The following is a 17,796-nucleotide window of genomic DNA, read 5'->3' on the forward strand; positions in this document are numbered from 1 at the left end:
AGGGCCACTGGCGTGACGCAGCGACCCGGAAAGGCGCACATTTTACGCGATCATCGGGCCGCGCACGCGGCGGCCGTCAACGGATCACGCCGCAAGCGAGCGCGGGGCCCGCGCCATGCTGCGGAAACGCGGGGTCGCTCGAGTCGCGGTGCACCAGCACTGCGCGGGTCAGCGCGGAGCGCACGCCGTCGAGGGCCAGATCGGGCGCGACGATGAAACCGGCCGCGACGCCGTTCGCATCCGCATGGATGTTGCCGAGATCGCCGGCGACACGCGCGCCCGCACGCAAGCGGTCGGCCGCCGGCGCGAACACCTGGCCGGCGCTCGAGCCGTCGCCCGCGTTGCAGTCGCCGCGCTCGTGCACTTGCAGCGCGTGATCGCTGTTCGGCGGCAGGCCGACCAGGTTGTACGTGACCTGGACGCCGTCCGGACGTTCGACGAACGTCACCGCGCCGCGTGCCTGCGAGCCGACGGTCGGCTGCAACTGCGCATCGGCGCGCTTTTCGTGCGACGAGGAAAAAGAGGTACAGCCGGCCAGGAGGCCCAGCGCGGCGGCGGCCAGCAGCGCGCGCCGCGCGCGGCCGGCGCGCACGCCGTGATGTCGTTGGTTCATTCGATCCTCATGCCGGCTGGCGGCCGTTTGACACGGCGGCCATGCCGGGCGGGTAAAGGGACCCGGGAAAAGTCGCCATGATACCGCGCCTCGCGGCGCCGTAAACAGCGTGAGGCCCCGCCCCGCAAGGGTTTTACGTATTTTGAACAACGATCGACGGGAACTTCGACGTCATGTCGCGCGCGCGCTCGGCGATCGCCAGCGCGACCCCGCGCGCGATGTCGCGGTAGCGCTGCGCCAGCGCACCTTCCGGATCGGCCACGACCGTCGGCGTGCCGCTGTCGGCGCGCTCGCGGATCGCGATGTCGAGCGGCAGGCTGCCGAGCACGTTCACGCCGTAGTCCTGCGCCATCCGCTCGGCGCCGCCCGCGCCGAAGATGTGCTCCTCGTGACCGCAGTTCGAGCAGATGTGGATGCTCATGTTCTCGACGATACCGAGGATCGGAATCCCGACCTTCTCGAACATCTTCAGGCCCTTCTTCGCATCGAGCAGCGCGATGTCCTGCGGCGTCGTCACGATCACGGCGCCCGTCACCGGCACGCGCTGCGCGAGCGTGAGCTGGATGTCGCCCGTGCCCGGCGGCATGTCGACGATCAGGTAGTCGAGCTCGCGCCAGTTGGTCTGGCGCAGCAGCTGCTCGAGCGCCGAGGTCGCCATCGGGCCGCGCCATACCATCGGGTTGTCTTCCTCGATCAGGAAGCCGATCGAGTTCGCCTGCAGCCCGTGGCCGACCAGCGGGTTCATCGACTGGCTGTCGGGCGACTCGGGGCGCTGGCCGTGAATGCCAAGCATGGTCGGCAGCGACGGGCCGTAGATGTCGGCATCGAGGATGCCGACCGACGCGCCCTCCGCGGCGAGCGCGAGCGCGAGGTTGACGGCCGTCGTGCTCTTGCCGACGCCGCCCTTGCCCGACGCGACCGCGACGATGTTCTTCACGTTGGGCAGCAGCTTCACGCCGCGCTGCACCGTGTGCGCGACGATCTCCTGCGACACGGCGACACGTGCGTCGCGCACGCCCGGCACGGCCTTCAGCGCATCGGTGATACGTGCGCGCACGTCGTCGTGCTGGCTGCGCGCGGGATAGCCGAGCACCACGTCGACCGCCACGGCGTCGCCGTCGATCGCGACGTTGCGCACGCCCTTGTTCGCCGCGTACGGGCGGCCGGTATTGGGGTCGACGACAGCCGCCAGCGCGGCGTCGACTTGTGCCCGGTCAATGCTCATCGAAACTCCATGAAAACGTTTTTCTCTCGCGCAAACGTCAAAAAATATCAAATTACGCGGCGAAAATCGGGAAAAGTGAAAGAATCTGTTGCACGCCATTGCGCGAACGCGCGCGGCGGCGCACTCTTCGCGTGCGGTATGCTATGGGGCCAAATCGGCCGTCAACCGCCTATATTGTAGAGGCTGACGCGTCACCCTGTCCGGAACAGCCACGCTGGCAAACAGGGCATGCGGCCGTCTCGGCGGCTGCCGCGAGCACGGGCCTGCCCTCCTTTTTCGGGCGCCCGTGGAGGGAGCCGTAATTGTTGTTTGTCGTCGTTGTCGACTCGTTCAACCAAGAGAGGAATCCAAGATGAACATGAAAATCGCGACCCGCCTGTCCGTCTTCGCATTGGCCGGCGCATTGCTGGCAGGCTGCGCCACGCAGCAAGGCAACAACACGGCCGTCGGTACCGGCACGGGTGCAGCGCTGGGCGCGGGCATCGGCGCACTGGCCGGTGGCGGCAAGGGCGCGGCGATCGGCGCGGGCGTCGGCGCACTGGTCGGCGGCGTGACGGGCTACAACTGGCAAGCGATCAAGAACAAGCTCGCACCGTCGGCAGCGAAGACGGGTACGCAAGTGACCGAGCAGCCGGACGGCTCGCTGAAGCTGAACGTGCCGAGCTCGGTGACGTTCGCGACGAACCAGTACGCGATCACGCCGGCCTTCACGCCGCTGCTGAACGACCTGGCGACGACGCTGAACCAGAACCCGCAAGTGACGGCCTCGATCGTCGGCTACACGGACAGCACCGGCTCGGCACAGCTGAACCAGACGCTGTCGCAGAACCGTGCGCAGAGCGTCGTGAACGCGCTCGCGCAGCGCGGCGTCGCCGGCGGCCGCCTGTCGGCACAGGGCATGGGCCCGTCGAACCCGATCGCGGACAACGCGACCGAAGCCGGCCGTGCGCAAAACCGCCGCGTCGAGATCTACCTGCGCGCAGCACAGCAGTAAGCATCGCCACGAGAGGAAACGGGGCCGTGCGCCACGCGCACAGCCCCGCCGTACAGGGCTTCCAGCGGGACCCGTAACAAATCGAAAAAAATTTCGAACTTCTGTCGCGGCCCGCGGTCTCTCATTACGGTACGCGGCTGGCGCTGCCGGCGCGTCACCATTCTCCTCTTGTCGTTGTTGCTCCGGGGCCGTATCCGCCCCGGTTTTTTTTGCCCGCCATTCGTCTGCCGCACCGCAACATCACACCGCCGGGCACGCCGCCCGGGCGACCCCGCCCCTTCCGGCGCCCGATCCGGAATACCCGCCCCGACTGACCTGCGCGCGCCCCTGCTAGAATCGCAGTTTCCGTCGTTTCCGCCGTTCTTCTACAGACCCTATGTCCGCATCCGACCTCACTTCCGTGCAGGCTGCGGCGCCGCAAGGTAGCCGCCAGATCCTCGTTACGTCCGCACTGCCCTATGCCAACGGCCAGATCCACATCGGCCACCTGGTCGAGTACATCCAGACCGACATCTGGGTGCGGACGCTGCGAATGCACGGCCACGAGGTCTACTACATCGGCGCCGACGACACGCACGGCACACCGGTCATGCTGCGCGCGGAGAAGGAAGGCCTCACGCCGAAGCAGCTGATCGACCGCGTATGGATCGAGCACAAGCGCGACTTCGACAGCTTCGGCGTGTCGTTCGACAACTTCTACTCGACCGACTCGGACGAGAACCGCGTGCTGAGCGAGAAGATCTACCTCGCGCTGAAGGAAAACGGCCTGATCGCCGAGCGCGAGATCGAGCAGGCGTACGACCCCGTCAAGGAAATGTTCCTGCCGGACCGCTTCATCAAGGGCGAGTGCCCGAAGTGCCACGCGAAGGACCAGTACGGCGACAACTGCGAAGTGTGCGGCTCGACCTACTTGCCGACCGAACTGCTGAACCCGTACTCGGTGGTGTCGGGTGCGACGCCGGTGCGCAAGACGTCCAAGCACTACTTCTTCCGCCTGTCCGACCCGCGCTGCGAGTCGTTCCTGCGCGAATGGGTCAGCGGCCTCGCGCAGCCCGAAGCCACCAACAAGATGCGCGAATGGCTCGGCGACGCCGGTGAAGCCAAGCTCGCCGACTGGGACATCTCGCGCGACGCGCCGTACTTCGGCTTCGAGATCCCCGGCGCGCCCGGCAAGTACTTCTACGTGTGGCTCGACGCACCGGTCGGTTACTACGCGAGCTTCAAGAACCTGTGCGACCGCAAGGGCATCGACTTCGATGCGTGGATCCGCTCGGGCTCGACCGCCGAGCAGTACCACTTCATCGGCAAGGACATCCTGTACTTCCACACGCTGTTCTGGCCGGCAATGCTCGAGTTCTCGGGCCATCGCACGCCGACCAACGTGTTCGCGCACGGCTTCCTGACGGTCGACGGCGCGAAGATGTCGAAGTCGCGCGGCACGTTCATCACCGCGCAGAGCTACATCGACACGGGCCTGAACCCCGAATGGCTGCGCTACTACTTCGCCGCGAAACTGAACGCGACGATGGAAGACATCGACCTGAACCTCGACGACTTCCAGGCGCGCGTGAACAGCGACCTCGTCGGCAAGTACGTGAACATCGCGAGCCGCGCGGCCGGCTTCCTGATCAAGCGTTTCGACGGCCGCGTGCAGGACAGCGCGATGAACCATCCGCTCGTCGCGAAGCTGCGCGATGCGATTCCCGCGATCGCCGCGCACTACGAAGCGCGCGAATACAGCCGCGCGCTGCGCCAGACGATGGAACTCGCGGACGAAGTGAACGCATACGTCGACGGCGCGAAGCCGTGGGAACTCGCGAAGGATCCGGCCAACGCGGTCGCGCTGCACGAAACCTGCAGCGTGAGCCTCGAGGCGTTCCGCCTGCTGTCGCTCGCACTGAAGCCGGTGATGCCGCGCGTGGCCGAAGCCGTCGAGACCTTCTTCGGGATCGCACCGCTCGCGTGGACCGATGCCGCGAAGCCGCTGTCGTCGGCGCAACCGATCAAGGCGTACCAGCACCTGATGACGCGTGTCGATCAGAAACAGGTCGACGCGCTGCTCGCGGCGAACCGCGATTCGCTGCAGGCCGAGGCCGCCGGCGCCGCGGCCGCCGGGGCGACCGCCGCCAACGCCGCGAAGGATGCGAAGAACGCCAAGGCGAACGCGAAGGTCGCGGCCGCGAATGGTGCTGACGACAGTCCGATCTCGATCGACGATTTCGCGAAGGTCGACCTGCGCATCGCGAAGATCGTCGCGTGCCAGGCCGTCGAAGGCTCGGACAAGCTGCTGCAGCTCACGCTCGACATCGGCGAGGAAAAGACCCGCAACGTGTTCTCGGGCATCAAGTCGGCTTACCAGCCCGAGCAGCTCGTCGGCAAGCTGACGGTGATGGTCGCGAACCTCGCGCCGCGCAAGATGAAGTTCGGGCTGTCCGAAGGGATGGTGCTCGCCGCGTCGGCTTCCGACGAGAAGGCCGAGCCGGGCCTCTACATCCTCGAGCCGCACAGCGGCGCGAAGCCCGGCATGCGCGTGAAGTAAGCGTCACCCGCCTGCGCTCGAGCACGAAAGCCTCGCACGATACGTGCGGGGCTTTTTTTCATGACGCGGCGCGCGCAGCACCGCCCGGCGCTTCGCATGGCTCGCGTTGCGCGAGCCAGCCGCCTGCGACAGCCGCCGCCGGCATGTCCATGCCGTCGCAGGTCGAACGATCCACTTCGCGCCGCCGCTCACATTCACGCCGTCCACCGCGACGCCGCGACGCGAGAAGGCTTCGACACATGCGTGCGCGCCAACCCGAGACCGGGTGCGACGGTCTGAGCGAGGCCGGACAGCGCCCCTTCTTCATCACCGCTGGCTGAACCAGCGATCGAAGCGCCGCGTGTAGTTCAAGTCGACGCCCTGGAACGTGCCGCCGTACGCGGACACCGACCAGAAGCGCGTCAGGTTGATCGTCGCCTTGAACGCGTTGCTCGCCGACTGCAGCCCCTGCTCGAAGCCCAACACGAAGCGCTCGTTGATCGCCTTCGAGACCTGGATGACCTGCGGGTCGGTCAGGCCGACGTCGCTGCGGCCGATCGAGAATTCGTCGAGACCAATGCTCTGCGCGACGCGCTTGCCGGTCGCGCTGCCGAGCAGCGCGAGCGCGGCCGTCATCGCGTTTTGCTGGCCGACGTTGTTGCCCTGGTCGGTGCCGTGGCCGAACAGCAGCCACGACAGCTTCTCGTTGTCGGTGACGTTCGGCTCGGACACGAGCTTGACCGTCGGCGACTGGATCGTGCCGGTGACCTGCACGCCGGCCTCGACCTCCTGGTTGCGCCGCATCGCGAGGATGTTCACGCCCGGATTCGACACCGGGCCGTTGAACGTGAAGAAACCGTTCTCGACCGCGAGCTTGCGGCCGAACGACGTATACGTCGACCCTTCCGTCACGCGCACGTTGCCGACCGCGCGCAGCGGCACGCCCGGCGCACTCATCACGGTGATCGTGCCGCGCAGCCCGAGATCCGCGCCGTGGCCCCTGAAGCGGAAGTTGTTGCCGAGGCCGATGTCGATGTTCGCGCGCGGCGCGAGCGACGGCGCCGGCTTCTCGTCGACCTTCTGCGGCTTCGTGGCTGCAGTGCCGGTCGGCGTCTCGCCGCGCACCGTGCCGTCCGGCCGCACGATCACGACGTCGTCGGACAGGTGCGGCGCCGATTCCTCCGGCAGGTCGAACAACGCGCGGTCGACGACGAACTTGCCGTCGATCGACAGCGCGCCGCGCGGCCCGTCGTTCGCGACAGTCGCCTTGCCCGACAGCGACAGCTTGCGGTCCGGCGCCGCGAACAGCTCGAGCTTGTCCGCGACGATGCTCGCGGTCAGGTCCGGCGCCTCGCCATCGAGACGCACGCGGCCGAGCGCGCGCAGCGTGCCGTCGCCGCCGTGGAACTCGACCTGCTGGAATTCGACGAGGTTCTCCGCGAGCTTCACGCGCACGATGCCGTCCTTCAACTGCACGCCCTGGTCGACGAGCGTCGCGGACAGATCGTCGCCCGTCAGCATCCCCGACACGTTCGGCTTCACCGGCGTGCCCGCGATCGTCAGGTGCAGCGCTGCGCGCCCGCCGAGCAGGTAGCTCGGCCCGAGCAGGTTGCCGGTCGCCTTCAGCGACGGGACGTCGGCGTCGATGCGGCCCGACAGCGGGCCGTCGTCGACGACGCCGAACACGCCGTCGCGCAGCGCGAACGGCACGGTGACGTTCGCGTCGAGCGAGCCGATCCGGTTTGCCTTCGCGAGCGCCACCACGTTGAGCCGGTTGCCCGGCGCGAAGCGCGCGCGCGCGGACAGGTCGGTCAACCCGAGTGATGCGATGCCGCGCCCGGACTCGATCGTCACGTCGCCGCCGCGCCGTTTCATCTGCACGTAGCCGGTCGCGTTCGCGCCGAGCGAGAAGTCCCAGTCGGCATCGAGCACGACGTCGGTGCGAAGCGGCGGCCGCTGGCCGGTCAGCTCCTGACGAACCTCGAGGAAACGCGCGACCGATGCGTCGCGCACGGAGCCTGCCGAGCGCATCTGACCGTGATCGAACACGAACGACTTCAGGTCGATCGCCGCGCCTTCGAGCGTGAGCCGCGTCGCGCCGAGCGTCACGCGGCCAGCGCCGGCCGACACGGCGAGCGGCGACTGCAGCGCCACCGCCGGCGTGCCTCGGTTCGCGAGACGCGTGACGGTGCCGTCCCAGCGCATCCCGTCGCGGCTCTCGACCACGCCGCCGTTCGCCGCGAGCGTCAGGTCGATCACGCGGCCGCCGGCCATCCCGATCGCCGACGCGTCGAGCGTGTGCTTCGCGCGCGTGCCGTCGAGGTTCGCGCGCAGCGACTTCAACTGCAGCGAGCCGAGCGCGATGTCGGTCGCGTCGGCCGTGAACACGAGCGCGCCATGCGCGCCGTCGCGGATGTCGGCACGGCCCTGCGCCGCGCCGATCCGGTTCGAGCCGACCACGACGTGCTGGGCCTTGTAGGTGGCCGTCACGTTCGGATGCGCGAAGCTGCCGGTCAGGTCGCCCTGCGCCTGCACGAGGCCCTGCATGCCGAAACCGAGCCGATCGAGCTCCGGCGCGTCGATGACGAAGCCCAGCCGGTCGCCAGGCGCGCCGAAACTGCCGCGCAGGTCGACGTGGTTGCCCGCGATCGACAGAGTTGCGTTGCTCGGCAGGACCCGCGTGCCGGCCAGTTGCACGACGCCGGCGCCGGTCAGCGGCACGCCGTCGTACAGGCTGTCGCCGAGCTTGAAGGTCGCCTTCGTCGACACCTGCGGTGCGAACGCGCCGGAGGCCGTCAGCGTGCCCGACACGCGCGTCTCGCCGCGCGGGGCCTGCGCCTTGGCTGCCGCCTTCGCCGTTTTTGCCGCCGGCTTGCCGCCGCCCGCGCCCGGCGCCTTCATCGCGGCGAGCAGCAGCGGATCGAACGCGGCCAGCGTCGCCTTCGCGTCGTAGCTCGAATGTGCGTCGTGACGGAACACGCCGGTCAGGTCGATGCGACCCTTGCCCGCGGTCACGCGCGCGTCGGTCAGCACCGTCTGCTGCGGCGTCAGCGCGACCTTCGCACGCGCGCCGAGCGCGAGCTTCGGATCGTTCAGGTTGAAGTCGACCGTCGTCACGTCGCTGGCGAGCGTCACGCCGAGCGGGCCGCCGAGGCGCATCGGCCGCAGTTCGGCGACGAATGCATTGAGGTCGAGATTCGCGACCTTCAGGTCGAAGCGGCCCTTGCCGCCCGTCAGCGTGCCGCGGCCGGTCACGCTGCCGTCGCGGATCAGTTTCAGCGCGAGGCCGTCGATCCGCTGCGCGTGCGCGTCGAGATTCACCGTCGCATGCGCGTCGACGACCGGCAGCAGGTGCTCGCCGAGCGTGCCAGGCTTCGCGTTGACGATCGACACCAGGCCCGTCACCGCGAACCCCTTCGCCGGTGCGGCGCCGGCCGGCGCGCTCACCGGCGCCAATTCCGCACGCACCGCGAGATCGGCGGCCGGCGCGCCCGGCGCAATCGCCTGCGGATTCACGTGATCGAACGCGAGCGACGCGCGCGTGAGCGGCACCGCGCCGAACGGCGCGGCCTCGACGTGCGCGCGCCCGTTCAGCTTCATCCCGCTCGCGGCAACGTCGGCAACGAGCGCTTCGAGCGAACCCGATACGTTCGCGCTCGCGTTGACCGGTTCGTCGGCGAGCTTGCCCACGTAGGTCGCGTTGCCCGTCAGCGCGAACGGCTTCACGCCGTCGAGCTTCGCCCGCGCGGTCAGCGCGCCGTATGGCGTGTCGACGCCATCGAGCGCAAGTTCGTGGTGACGGCCGTCGCTGCGGCCGTTCAGTGCAAGGTGGTCGAGCTGCGTCGTCGAGCCGCCTTCGTGGATCGCCAGGCGATCGACGCGCAGGTCGTCGATCCGCAACTGCAGCGGCAGGCTCAGGTCCTGCGGCGTCGTGGCCGGCGTCGACGGCCCCGGCGCGATCCGCACGTCGATCGTGCCCGCGCGCAGATACGCGATCGACAGCCGCCACGGCGCGCGGGTCAACGCCCAGCGGCCGTCGAGCCGGTCGATCCGCACTTCGGTGCCCGTGCCGCCGGGGCTCGTCCACGCGAAGCCGCGCAGCCGTACGCCGGTCGCGAGCGCGCCACCTTCCAGCGTGCCCGCGAGCCGACCGCCCAGCACGCGCACGGCCGCCTGCCACGCGAGCCGCGTGCCGGGCTCGGTCGCCGCGGCGGCCAGCACGAGCCCGGCCGCCAGCACGACGAGCAGCACGACCGTCGCGAGCGTCCACGCGACGACCCGGCCCGCCCGAGCGCGGCGCGGCGCGCGCGGCGGTGCATCGGGCGCGGGCGAGTCCGGATCGTGAGGCGGCGGCGTGTCGTTCGGGTCCTTCGTCATGCGGTTCGTCGTGGAGCGGGCAATAAGGTCAGAAAGCGATGCCGAGCGTCAGGTACGGGCGCACGCTGTGATTGCGCAGCCCGTACGCGACGTCGACGTTGATCGGGCCGACGGGGCTGCGCCAGCGCGCGCCGATGCCGACACCCGGGTAGAACACGCGCTCGCCCCACGCATCGGTCGCGGTGCCGATGTCGAAGAACGTCGCGGCCCCCCAGTCGCGGTTGAACCAGTGCTGGTATTCGGCGGTGCCCGTCATCAGGTACTTGGTCGGCAGCACGGAGCCGTCGACGTTGTTGCCGATGCTCTGGTAACCGTAGCCGCGCACCGAGTTCGAGCCGCCCGCGCGGAACAGCAGCGACGCCGGCACGCCGGCCGAGCTGCCGCTCGTGAACACCCCGCCCAGTTCAGCGCGGAACACGAACAGGTCGCGCTTGCCGATCGGCACGTACTGCTGGCCGCGCGCGTAACCGCGGATGAAGGTCTGGTCGGTCAGCGCGCCCTTGATCGCGAAGCCGGCCTCCGCGTGGATCAGGTTGCCCGAGCGCGGGAACAGCGGATCGTCGACGTTGCGGCGCGTCCAGGCCCACTGCGGCACCAGCGCGCGGCTCGTGGTGGGGCTCGCGCCGTTCTGGTCGAGCCGGTCCTGGTAGTACATCAGCGAATAGGCGTAGTCGATGAACTGACCGGTGCGCGTGCGCTGCACGCCGACCCGCGCGCTGTAGATGCGCGTGTCCGACACGTTGGTGTTCGTGTACGACGCGAGCACGCTGTTGGTCCACCCTTTCGCGCCGGGCGGCATCGACAGCTGGACCTGGCCGTACTGCTGGATCTGGTCGAGCCGGCCCGACACGGTGAGCGGCCACGCGGCGCCGAACGTGTCGAGGTACGTGTAGGAGCCCTGCACGTGCGGGCCCGTATCGGTCGCGTAGCCGACGCCGCCGCGAATGCTGTTGTACGGGAACTCGCTGACCTTCACGTGCACGGGCGTGCGCGCGGGCTTCGCGATATCGTCGCCGACATCGATCGCGACGCTCGCGTAGTACGGCGTGTTCTGCAGTTGCCGCTGCAGCTCGGTGATCCGCCGTGCGTCGTAGATCTCGCCTTCCGACAGCGGATTGACGTTCGTGACGATCTTCTCCGGATAGCGGCGCACGCCGTCGACGTCGACCTTGCCGATCGTAAACGTCGGACCGCTGTCGAACGTGACGGCCAGCGTCGCGCGCTGCGTGCGCGGATCGATGCGCGCCTCCGACGACGCGATCTTCGCGCCCAGGTAGCGGCGCGACTGCAATTGCCTGAGCGCCGCCCCCTTCGCGCCGTCCCAGTCGGACTGCGTGAACGGGTCGCCCGGCTTCAGCGAGAACGCGAAGCGGGTCGCGGCCTCCTGCTTCGGATCCTCGGTATCGACCGGCCCCTTGAACGTCAGGTCGACCGTCGACACGACGGTCTGCGGCCCGGGATCGACGGCGACGCGCACGTCGCGCCTGCCGTCGCGCGTGCGCACGTCGGTGCGCACGACCGGCGAGAAATAGCCGGCCGTCGCGGTCAGGTCGCGCACCTGCTGCGGCGTGGCGGTCACGAGGAAGTCGAACTGGTCGTCGCTGATGTCGTCGCGCTTCGCGAAGCGCGCGATGTCGAGATGGGTCTTGAGGAGCTTGCGGATCGAGCGCGGCGCGTCGATGTCGACGTCGTACTTCGCGTAGGCCGGCAACACGACGCACGCGGCGAGACAGCCCACGAGGGCAGTCCGGGCCGCGGCACCGGCGCCGCGCCGTGCGCGATCGCCGGGATCACGGGCCGCGCGCGGATTCGCCTCACGCGCCGGATGTGCTTGCTGGTTCGCCTGACCCGCCAAATATGACCTCGTCCTCGGTTGTCTCGGTTTCGTGGAAAACCCTGTATTTGACCACAGGGTGCAGGCGTCGAAGCTTAATGTTTGCAAACCGCGCCGCGGGCGGACGTGACCGCGGCGCAGCGCTTGCCGGCCCCCGGCGCTGGCGCCGGCCGTGCCCCGGCCAGCGGATTCGACGCGCGATTGCCGCCGGCTGTTCCCCGCGATGCGGTAAAATCCCGCCATCGAGAATCCGGCGCACCGTGCGCCGCCCGAAACGGAAAGCCAAGCCATGCCGTACCAGTCCGACGTCACGCAATTCCTGAACCAGCTCAAGCAACAGAAGCCGACGCTCGAAGAAGAGCAGCGCAAGGGCCGCTCCCTGCTGTGGGACAAGCAGCCGATCGACCTCGACGAGCGCGCCGAGCAGCAGGAATCGCGCGTGAAGCAAACGTCCTACGTCTACTACCAGAACTTCTGACGACGTGAGCGCCGCCGACGAGGCCAGCGCCGCCCGGCAGGACGACGCGATCGCCGCGCCCGCGGGCGCCGACTCGACGCCCGACACGGTAGACGGTGTCGCGGCGTTCGCACGCCTGTACGGCGAGCCGCTCTTCAAGCTGCCGCAGGATCTCTACATCCCGCCCGATGCGCTCGAGGTGTTCCTCGAGACGTTCGAAGGCCCGCTCGACCTGCTGCTGTACCTGATCCGCAAGCAGAACTTCAACGTGCTCGACATCCCGATGGCGCAGGTCACCGCGCAATATCTCGGTTACGTCGACCAGATCCGCACGTCGAACCTCGAGCTGGCGGCCGAATACCTGCTGATGGCCGCGATGCTGATCGAGATCAAGTCGCGGATGCTGCTGCCGGTCAAGAAGGCCGACACCGGCGAGGAAGCCGAGGATCCGCGCGCGGAACTCGTGCGCCGCCTGCTCGAATACGAGCAGATGAAGCTCGCCGCGCAGCGCCTCGACCAGCTGCCGCAGCTCGGCCGCGACTTCCTGCGCGCCGAGGTCTACATCGAGCAGAGCGTCACGCCACGCTTCCCCGACGTGAACTCGGACGACCTGCGCGCCGCGTGGGCCGACGTGCTCAAGCGCGCGAAGCTCGTCCAGCACCACAAGATCTCCCGCGAGGAGCTGTCGGTGCGCGAGCACATGAGCCTGATCCTGCGCCGCCTGCAGAACGCGCGCTTCATGGAGTTCGCCGACCTGTTCGACACGTCGCGCGGCGTGCCGGTGGTCGTCGTGAACTTCATCGCGATGCTCGAGCTCGCGCGCGAATCGCTCGTCGAGATCACCCAGGCCGAACCGTTCGCGCCGATCTACGTGCGCCTCGCCTACCTGCCCGCGTAAGGCGGGCCGCCGCGCCCGCGTCGCCCCTGCACACTCGACACACCGCATTGCGCCGCCGGCCCCGCCCGCGCGGCTCGCCAGCGACGCGCCCGATTAAAAAGTGAACGATCGTTCTTTTTTCGATGCGCCCGGCGGCCAAATCCTCTACAATCCGCCGACGCCCGATGCGCGGCCCGCGCGCCGGCGTTCTCCGCTTCGACCCCGACGCCGCAGTTGCGGCGCCAACGCGCGCATGCGCGAGGAACCCGCTACCCGATCATGAAAGTCATCAGCTCGATCCAGGAACTGCGCGACCAGTTGCGCGGCCAGAACCGCACGGCGTTCGTGCCGACGATGGGCAACCTGCACGAAGGTCACCTGTCGCTGATGCGCCTCGCGCGCCAGCACGGCGATCCGGTCGTGGCGAGCATCTTCGTCAACCGGCTGCAGTTCGGCCCGAACGAGGATTTCGACAAGTATCCGCGCACGCTGCAGGACGATATCGAGAAGCTGCAGAAGGAAAACGTCTACGTGCTGTTCGCGCCGACCGAGCGCGACATGTATCCGGAGCCGCAGGAGTACCGCGTGCTGCCGCCCGACGACCTCGGCGGGATTCTCGAGGGCGAGTTCCGCCCCGGCTTCTTCACGGGCGTGTGCACGGTCGTCGCGAAGCTGATGTCCTGCGTGCAGCCGCGCGTCGCCGTGTTCGGCAAGAAGGATTACCAGCAATTGATGATCGTGCGCCGCATGTGCCAGCAGCTCGCGCTGCCGGTCGAGATCATCGCGGCCGAGACCGTGCGCGACGAGGACGGCCTCGCGCTGTCGTCGCGCAACCGCTACCTGACGCCCGACGAGCGCAAGGAAGCGCCCGAACTCGCGAAGACGCTGCAGCGCGTACGCGAAGGCGTGCTCGGCGGCGAACGCGACCTCGGCAAGCTCGAGCAGACCGCATGCATGCACTTGGCCGAGCGCGGCTGGGCGCCCGACTACATCTCGATCCGCCGCCGCGCGAACCTGATCGCGCCGAGCGCCGCCGAGCTCGAAGCCGGCGAACCGCTCGTCGTGCTCGCGGCCGCGAAGCTCGGCGCGACGCGCCTGATCGACAACCTGGAAATCTGACGGGCCGCCCGCCCTCGCCTCTCACGCATCACGGAGATACCATGCAGCGCCATATGCTCAAATCGAAGATCCACCGCGCGGCCGTCACGCACTGCGAGCTGCATTACGAAGGCTCGTGCGCGATCGACGAAGACCTGCTCGAAGCAGCGAACCTCGTCGAAAACGAACGGATCGACATCTGGAACATCAACAACGGCGAGCGCTTCTCGACGTACGCGATCAAGGGCGAGCGCGGCAGCGGGATGATCTCGCTGAACGGCTCGGCCGCGCGTCGCGCGCAACTCGGCGACCTCGTGATCATCGCGGCGTTCGCGATGGTCGACGAAGCCGAGCTGCAGGCCGGCTGGAAGCCGAAGCTCGTGTTCATCGACGAAGGCAACAAGATCAAGGGCCATCGCGATCACGTGCCGACGCAGAACTGGACGTAATACGGCCGGCCATCGGCGTGTCACGACACGCCGGGTAGCTGTCGCGGCGCCCCGCGCGTCATGGCGGCCGGAGCCGCGCAACCGTATGAAAACAAAGGGCCTGATCCGGCGCGATGCCGGATCAGGCCCTTTGTCATTCACTCTGCCTTGCTCACCGTGCCCCGGCTTCGCCCGGTTCGGCCAACGCGGATCAGGACGCCTTCGCGACCTTCTCCGCTTTCGACGCACGGCGCTCGGCCCATTCGACGATCGGCCGCCACTGCTCGAGATCCTTCTCGACACGGTTCTTCGCGACGTCCCACAGCGTCAGGCCGTGCGCGGCGATCTGCACGTAGTTCTGCGTGTCGCGCACGTAGCCGAGCACCGGCAGCCCGAGCCCCTCGACGAAACGGTGCAGTTGGTCGGACGAGCGCGTACGCGCGTCGACCCGCATCCCGACGATCCCGACCTCGACGCTGCCCTTGCGCACCGCCTTCTCGCCGGCGAGGCGCTCCAGAAACTGCTGGGTCGCGAGAATATCGAACATCGACGGCTGTAGCGGCACGATCACCTTGTCCGCGAGCTGCAGCGCGACGTTGAGCCGGTTGCCGTGCAGCCCGGCCGGCGTGTCGATCACCGCATATTCGAGGCCGCGCGGCGGCTTCGTCGGCGCGTCCGGATCGAGATCCCATGCCTCGATCGCCGGCAGGCCAGCCGGCCGCAGGTCGAGCCATGCATGCGCGGACTGCTGCCGGTCCAGATCGGCGAGCGCGACCCATGCGCCCTGCGCCGCGAAATAGCCGGCAAGATTGGTGGACAGCGTGCTCTTCCCCACGCCGCCCTTCGGATTCGCCACCACGATGACCGTCATGAATTCCCCCGAGAAGGCCGCGCGGCGCGTGCCGCATGGCAGGCGCCGCTCGATTGCGGATACAGGGAGCGATGATATCGGCAAACGGGGTGTCACCGGAACGGGTTGCGCCGATGCCTGCCCCGTTTATGCGGGTCGCGTCGCCGCGCGCGGCGCGCCGAGCGCGAAGGCGCCGCCGCCCAGCAGCGCCTGCACGGCCAGCGTGACGGCCCAGAACGCCGGGTATTCCCAGCCGCCGTGCGGCGATGCGAAGCCCCAGCCGTTCGGCAGATGCGCGGACACCGCGCCGAGCATGAACGGCAGCAGCACGAGCGCGGCGATCCGCACGCGGAAGCCCGCGAGCAGCGCGAGGCCGCCGGCCAGCTCGACGAAGGCCGTCACATACGCGAGCCAGCCCGGCAGGCCGATCGACGCGAAGAACTGCGCGGTGCCGGGCAGCGTGAAGACGAATACCTTCTGCGCGACATGCGCGAGGTACAGCACGCCGAGCGCGACGCGCAGCAGCGTCGCGCCGAGATCGTTCAGACGATTGGGGTTCATGGCGAATTCCTTCGTGAGTGGGTGAGAATGGATCGCACTCTATTCGAATGGATTCGACCGATAAACACGCCGCAAGGCTTTAACTGATTCCTACAAGGAACGAATCGAGCTGTAAAAAAGGGCATGACCGATCATGCCCTGACGCTCCATTTCCAATACGCTCGTCAGCCGCCGCTCTTGCCCTGCCCGGCGTCGCCGGAGCCAGCCGGACCGCCGCCCGGTGCGTACGAATCACACGCGTGCGCAACCGCCGACGCGCCCAGCAGCACCGCGAGCAGCACGCTCAACCACCATCGAGCCTTCATCGTCGCGCTCCTTCGGGCGGACCTCCGCCCACCTGAGTTGTACGCGATCCTCCGCAAAATACCAGGCCGGCCGCGCCGTACGTCAGCGGAACTCGGCGTACAGCGCGCGCAGGTCGAGATGCTCGGCGAACGAATCGGCCAGCCGCTCGAGCGACGCCTCGCGCAGCGCCGGATAGTCGATGCGTTCCGCGCCGTCGAGCCCCGCCCACGCGAGCAGGGCCGCGCACGCGTCGGGCGCGTCGAACAGCCCGTGCACGTAGGTCGCGAGGATCTGCCCGTCGGGCGATACCGCGCCGTCCGTGCGCACGCCGCCCGGTGCGTCGCCCGTTGCCAGTTCCAGCGCAGGCGCGGCGAGCGCGGGCCCGCGCGTGTCGCCCATGTGGATCTCGTAGCCGTGCACGGCGGCCGCGCCGGGCAGCGCGAGATGCCCGGCCACGTTCTTTAGCGTCTTGTCCGGCTGCAGCGTCGTGTCGAAGTCGAGCAGGCCGAGCCCCGGCACGCTGCCGGGCGCACCCTCGAGGCCGAGCGGATCGTCCAGCGTGCGGCCGAGCATCTGCATCCCGCCGCAGATGCCGATCACCTTGCCGCCATAGCGCAGGTGCCGGCGGATCACAGCGTCCCAGCCCGCGTCGCGCAGCCACGCGAGATCGCGCTGCACGCTCTTCGAGCCGGGCAGGATCAGCAGGTCGGCGTCCGGCACCGGGCCGCTTTTCCAGTACGTGAACTCGACCTGCGGATGCGCGCGCAGCGGATCGAAATCGGTGTGGTTGCTGATCCGCGGCAGTGCAGGCACCACCACGCGCAGCACGCCGGCGTCGCCGCGCGCGGCGGCGCTGCGCGCCTGCGACGGCAGCATGTCCTCGGCGTCGAGCAGCAGCCCGTGCAAGTACGGCAGCACGCCGAATACCGGCTTGCCCGTCTGCGCGCGCAGCCAGTCGAGGCCCGGTTCGAGCAGCTTGATGTCGCCGCGGAAGCGGTTGATGACGAAGCCGCGCACGCGCGCGCGCTCGCTGTCCGACAGGCACGCGAGCGTGCCGACCAGGTGCGCGAACACGCCGCCGCGGTCGATGTCGGCCACCAGCACGACCGGGCAGTTCACGCGTTCGGCGAAGCCCATGTTCGCGATGTCGCCGTCGCGCAGGTTGATCTCGGCCGGGCTGCCCGCGCCTTCGACGAGCACCGTGTCGTAGCCGGCGCGCAGCCGCGCGTACGACTCGAGCACTGCGTCGAACGCGACCGGCTTGTAGTCGTGGTACGCACGCGCATCGAGGTTCATGCGCGCCTTGCCGTGAATGATCACCTGCGCGCCGCGATCGCTCGTCGGTTTCAGCAGCACCGGGTTGAAATCGGTATGCGGCGCCACACCCGCGGCGAGCGCCTGCAGCGCCTGCGCACGACCGATCTCGCCGCCGTCGGCCGTCACCGCGCTGTTCAGCGCCATGTTCTGCGGCTTGAACGGCGCAACGCGCGCGCCCGCGCGGCGCGCGAGGCGGCACAGGCCCGCGACGAGCGTGCTCTTGCCGGCGTCGGACGTCGTGCCCTGGATCATCAACGTGCCGCGCGGCTGCGGTTCGGGTGCATTCATCGTGTGCAAGGTCGTGGCGAAGCAAAGGCCGCATTATCGCCCGCGCCGCCGCACGCGCGCCGTTACAATCACGC

At 68.8% G+C, this 17,796-nt stretch carries 14 protein-coding genes; 6 read left to right on the forward strand and 8 right to left on the reverse strand.

Going from position 1 to position 17,796, the window contains the following annotated elements; translation table 11 throughout:
• Nucleotides 1-76: 76 nt before the first annotated feature.
• The gene (gene sodC, locus DIE15_RS22965) at nucleotides 77-613 is read right to left on the reverse strand and encodes a superoxide dismutase [Cu-Zn] (protein WP_057926015.1); all 537 of its coding nucleotides are present in this window, start codon (nucleotides 611-613) and stop codon (nucleotides 77-79) included.
• A gap of 133 nt (nucleotides 614-746) precedes the next feature.
• Complete coding sequence (gene apbC / locus DIE15_RS22970; protein ID WP_124834429.1) at nucleotides 747-1,838, reverse strand: iron-sulfur cluster carrier protein ApbC; 1,092 nt, start codon at nucleotides 1,836-1,838, stop codon at nucleotides 747-749.
• Between the two features lie 352 nt (nucleotides 1,839-2,190).
• Here apbC and DIE15_RS22975 point away from each other — a divergent pair, with 352 nt between their 5' ends.
• Together DIE15_RS22975 and metG are read left to right on the forward strand one after the other, a co-directional pair.
• The gene (locus DIE15_RS22975; RefSeq protein ID WP_057926017.1) at nucleotides 2,191-2,832 is read left to right on the forward strand and encodes an OmpA family protein; all 642 of its coding nucleotides are present in this window, start codon (nucleotides 2,191-2,193) and stop codon (nucleotides 2,830-2,832) included.
• A 376-nt stretch (nucleotides 2,833-3,208) separates the two neighbouring features.
• The gene (gene metG, locus DIE15_RS22985; RefSeq protein ID WP_057926018.1) at nucleotides 3,209-5,371 is read left to right on the forward strand and encodes a methionine--tRNA ligase; all 2,163 of its coding nucleotides are present in this window, start codon (nucleotides 3,209-3,211) and stop codon (nucleotides 5,369-5,371) included.
• A gap of 306 nt (nucleotides 5,372-5,677) precedes the next feature.
• Here the strand turns inward: metG and DIE15_RS22990 are convergent, their stop codons facing one another.
• Nucleotides 5,678-9,727 (reverse strand): translocation/assembly module TamB domain-containing protein, encoded by a 4,050-nt coding sequence (locus DIE15_RS22990; protein WP_124834430.1) that lies wholly within the window; start codon nucleotides 9,725-9,727, stop codon nucleotides 5,678-5,680.
• Between the two features lie 28 nt (nucleotides 9,728-9,755).
• Entirely contained in the window at nucleotides 9,756-11,582 is a 1,827-nt protein-coding gene (locus DIE15_RS22995; protein ID WP_124834431.1) for an autotransporter assembly complex family protein, read from the reverse strand.
• A 268-nt stretch (nucleotides 11,583-11,850) separates the two neighbouring features.
• Here DIE15_RS22995 and DIE15_RS23000 point away from each other — a divergent pair, with 268 nt between their 5' ends.
• The 4 genes from DIE15_RS23000 to panD all read left to right on the forward strand — a co-directional run bounded on the left by DIE15_RS23000 (nucleotide 11,851) and on the right by panD (nucleotide 14,442).
• Nucleotides 11,851-12,039 carry a DUF3460 family protein gene (locus tag DIE15_RS23000; RefSeq protein WP_044849219.1) on the forward strand — a complete coding sequence of 63 codons (189 nt, stop codon included), beginning with the start codon at nucleotides 11,851-11,853 and terminating at the stop codon, nucleotides 12,037-12,039.
• 4 nt (nucleotides 12,040-12,043) lie between these two features.
• Nucleotides 12,044-12,916, forward strand: coding sequence for a ScpA family protein (locus DIE15_RS23005; protein WP_057926021.1), 873 nt, complete (start codon nucleotides 12,044-12,046; stop codon nucleotides 12,914-12,916).
• 258 nt (nucleotides 12,917-13,174) lie between these two features.
• The gene (gene panC, locus DIE15_RS23010; RefSeq protein WP_057926209.1) at nucleotides 13,175-14,014 is read left to right on the forward strand and encodes a pantoate--beta-alanine ligase; all 840 of its coding nucleotides are present in this window, start codon (nucleotides 13,175-13,177) and stop codon (nucleotides 14,012-14,014) included.
• Nucleotides 14,015-14,055: 41 nt separating this feature from the next.
• Nucleotides 14,056-14,442: an aspartate 1-decarboxylase gene (panD, locus tag DIE15_RS23015; protein WP_006754524.1), complete on the forward strand. Its 387-nt coding sequence runs from the start codon at nucleotides 14,056-14,058 to the stop codon at nucleotides 14,440-14,442.
• A 190-nt stretch (nucleotides 14,443-14,632) separates the two neighbouring features.
• Here the strand turns inward: panD and DIE15_RS23020 are convergent, their stop codons facing one another.
• From DIE15_RS23020 to DIE15_RS23030, 4 genes are all read right to left on the reverse strand, one after another.
• Nucleotides 14,633-15,292 carry a ParA family protein gene (locus tag DIE15_RS23020; RefSeq protein ID WP_057926022.1) on the reverse strand — a complete coding sequence of 220 codons (660 nt, stop codon included), beginning with the start codon at nucleotides 15,290-15,292 and terminating at the stop codon, nucleotides 14,633-14,635.
• Between the two features lie 126 nt (nucleotides 15,293-15,418).
• Complete coding sequence (locus tag DIE15_RS23025; RefSeq protein ID WP_057926023.1) at nucleotides 15,419-15,832, reverse strand: DoxX family protein; 414 nt, start codon at nucleotides 15,830-15,832, stop codon at nucleotides 15,419-15,421.
• A gap of 164 nt (nucleotides 15,833-15,996) precedes the next feature.
• The gene (locus DIE15_RS37110) at nucleotides 15,997-16,137 is read right to left on the reverse strand and encodes a hypothetical protein (RefSeq protein WP_162840555.1); all 141 of its coding nucleotides are present in this window, start codon (nucleotides 16,135-16,137) and stop codon (nucleotides 15,997-15,999) included.
• A gap of 82 nt (nucleotides 16,138-16,219) precedes the next feature.
• A complete protein-coding gene (locus DIE15_RS23030; RefSeq protein WP_057926024.1) occupies nucleotides 16,220-17,722 on the reverse strand; it encodes a cobyric acid synthase in 1,503 nt (500 codons plus the stop codon).
• Between the last annotated feature and the right edge of the window lie 74 nt (nucleotides 17,723-17,796).

Source organism: Burkholderia sp. Bp9031, assembly GCF_003857965.1.
Taxonomy (GTDB): Bacteria; Pseudomonadota; Gammaproteobacteria; order Burkholderiales; family Burkholderiaceae; genus Burkholderia; species Burkholderia ambifaria_A.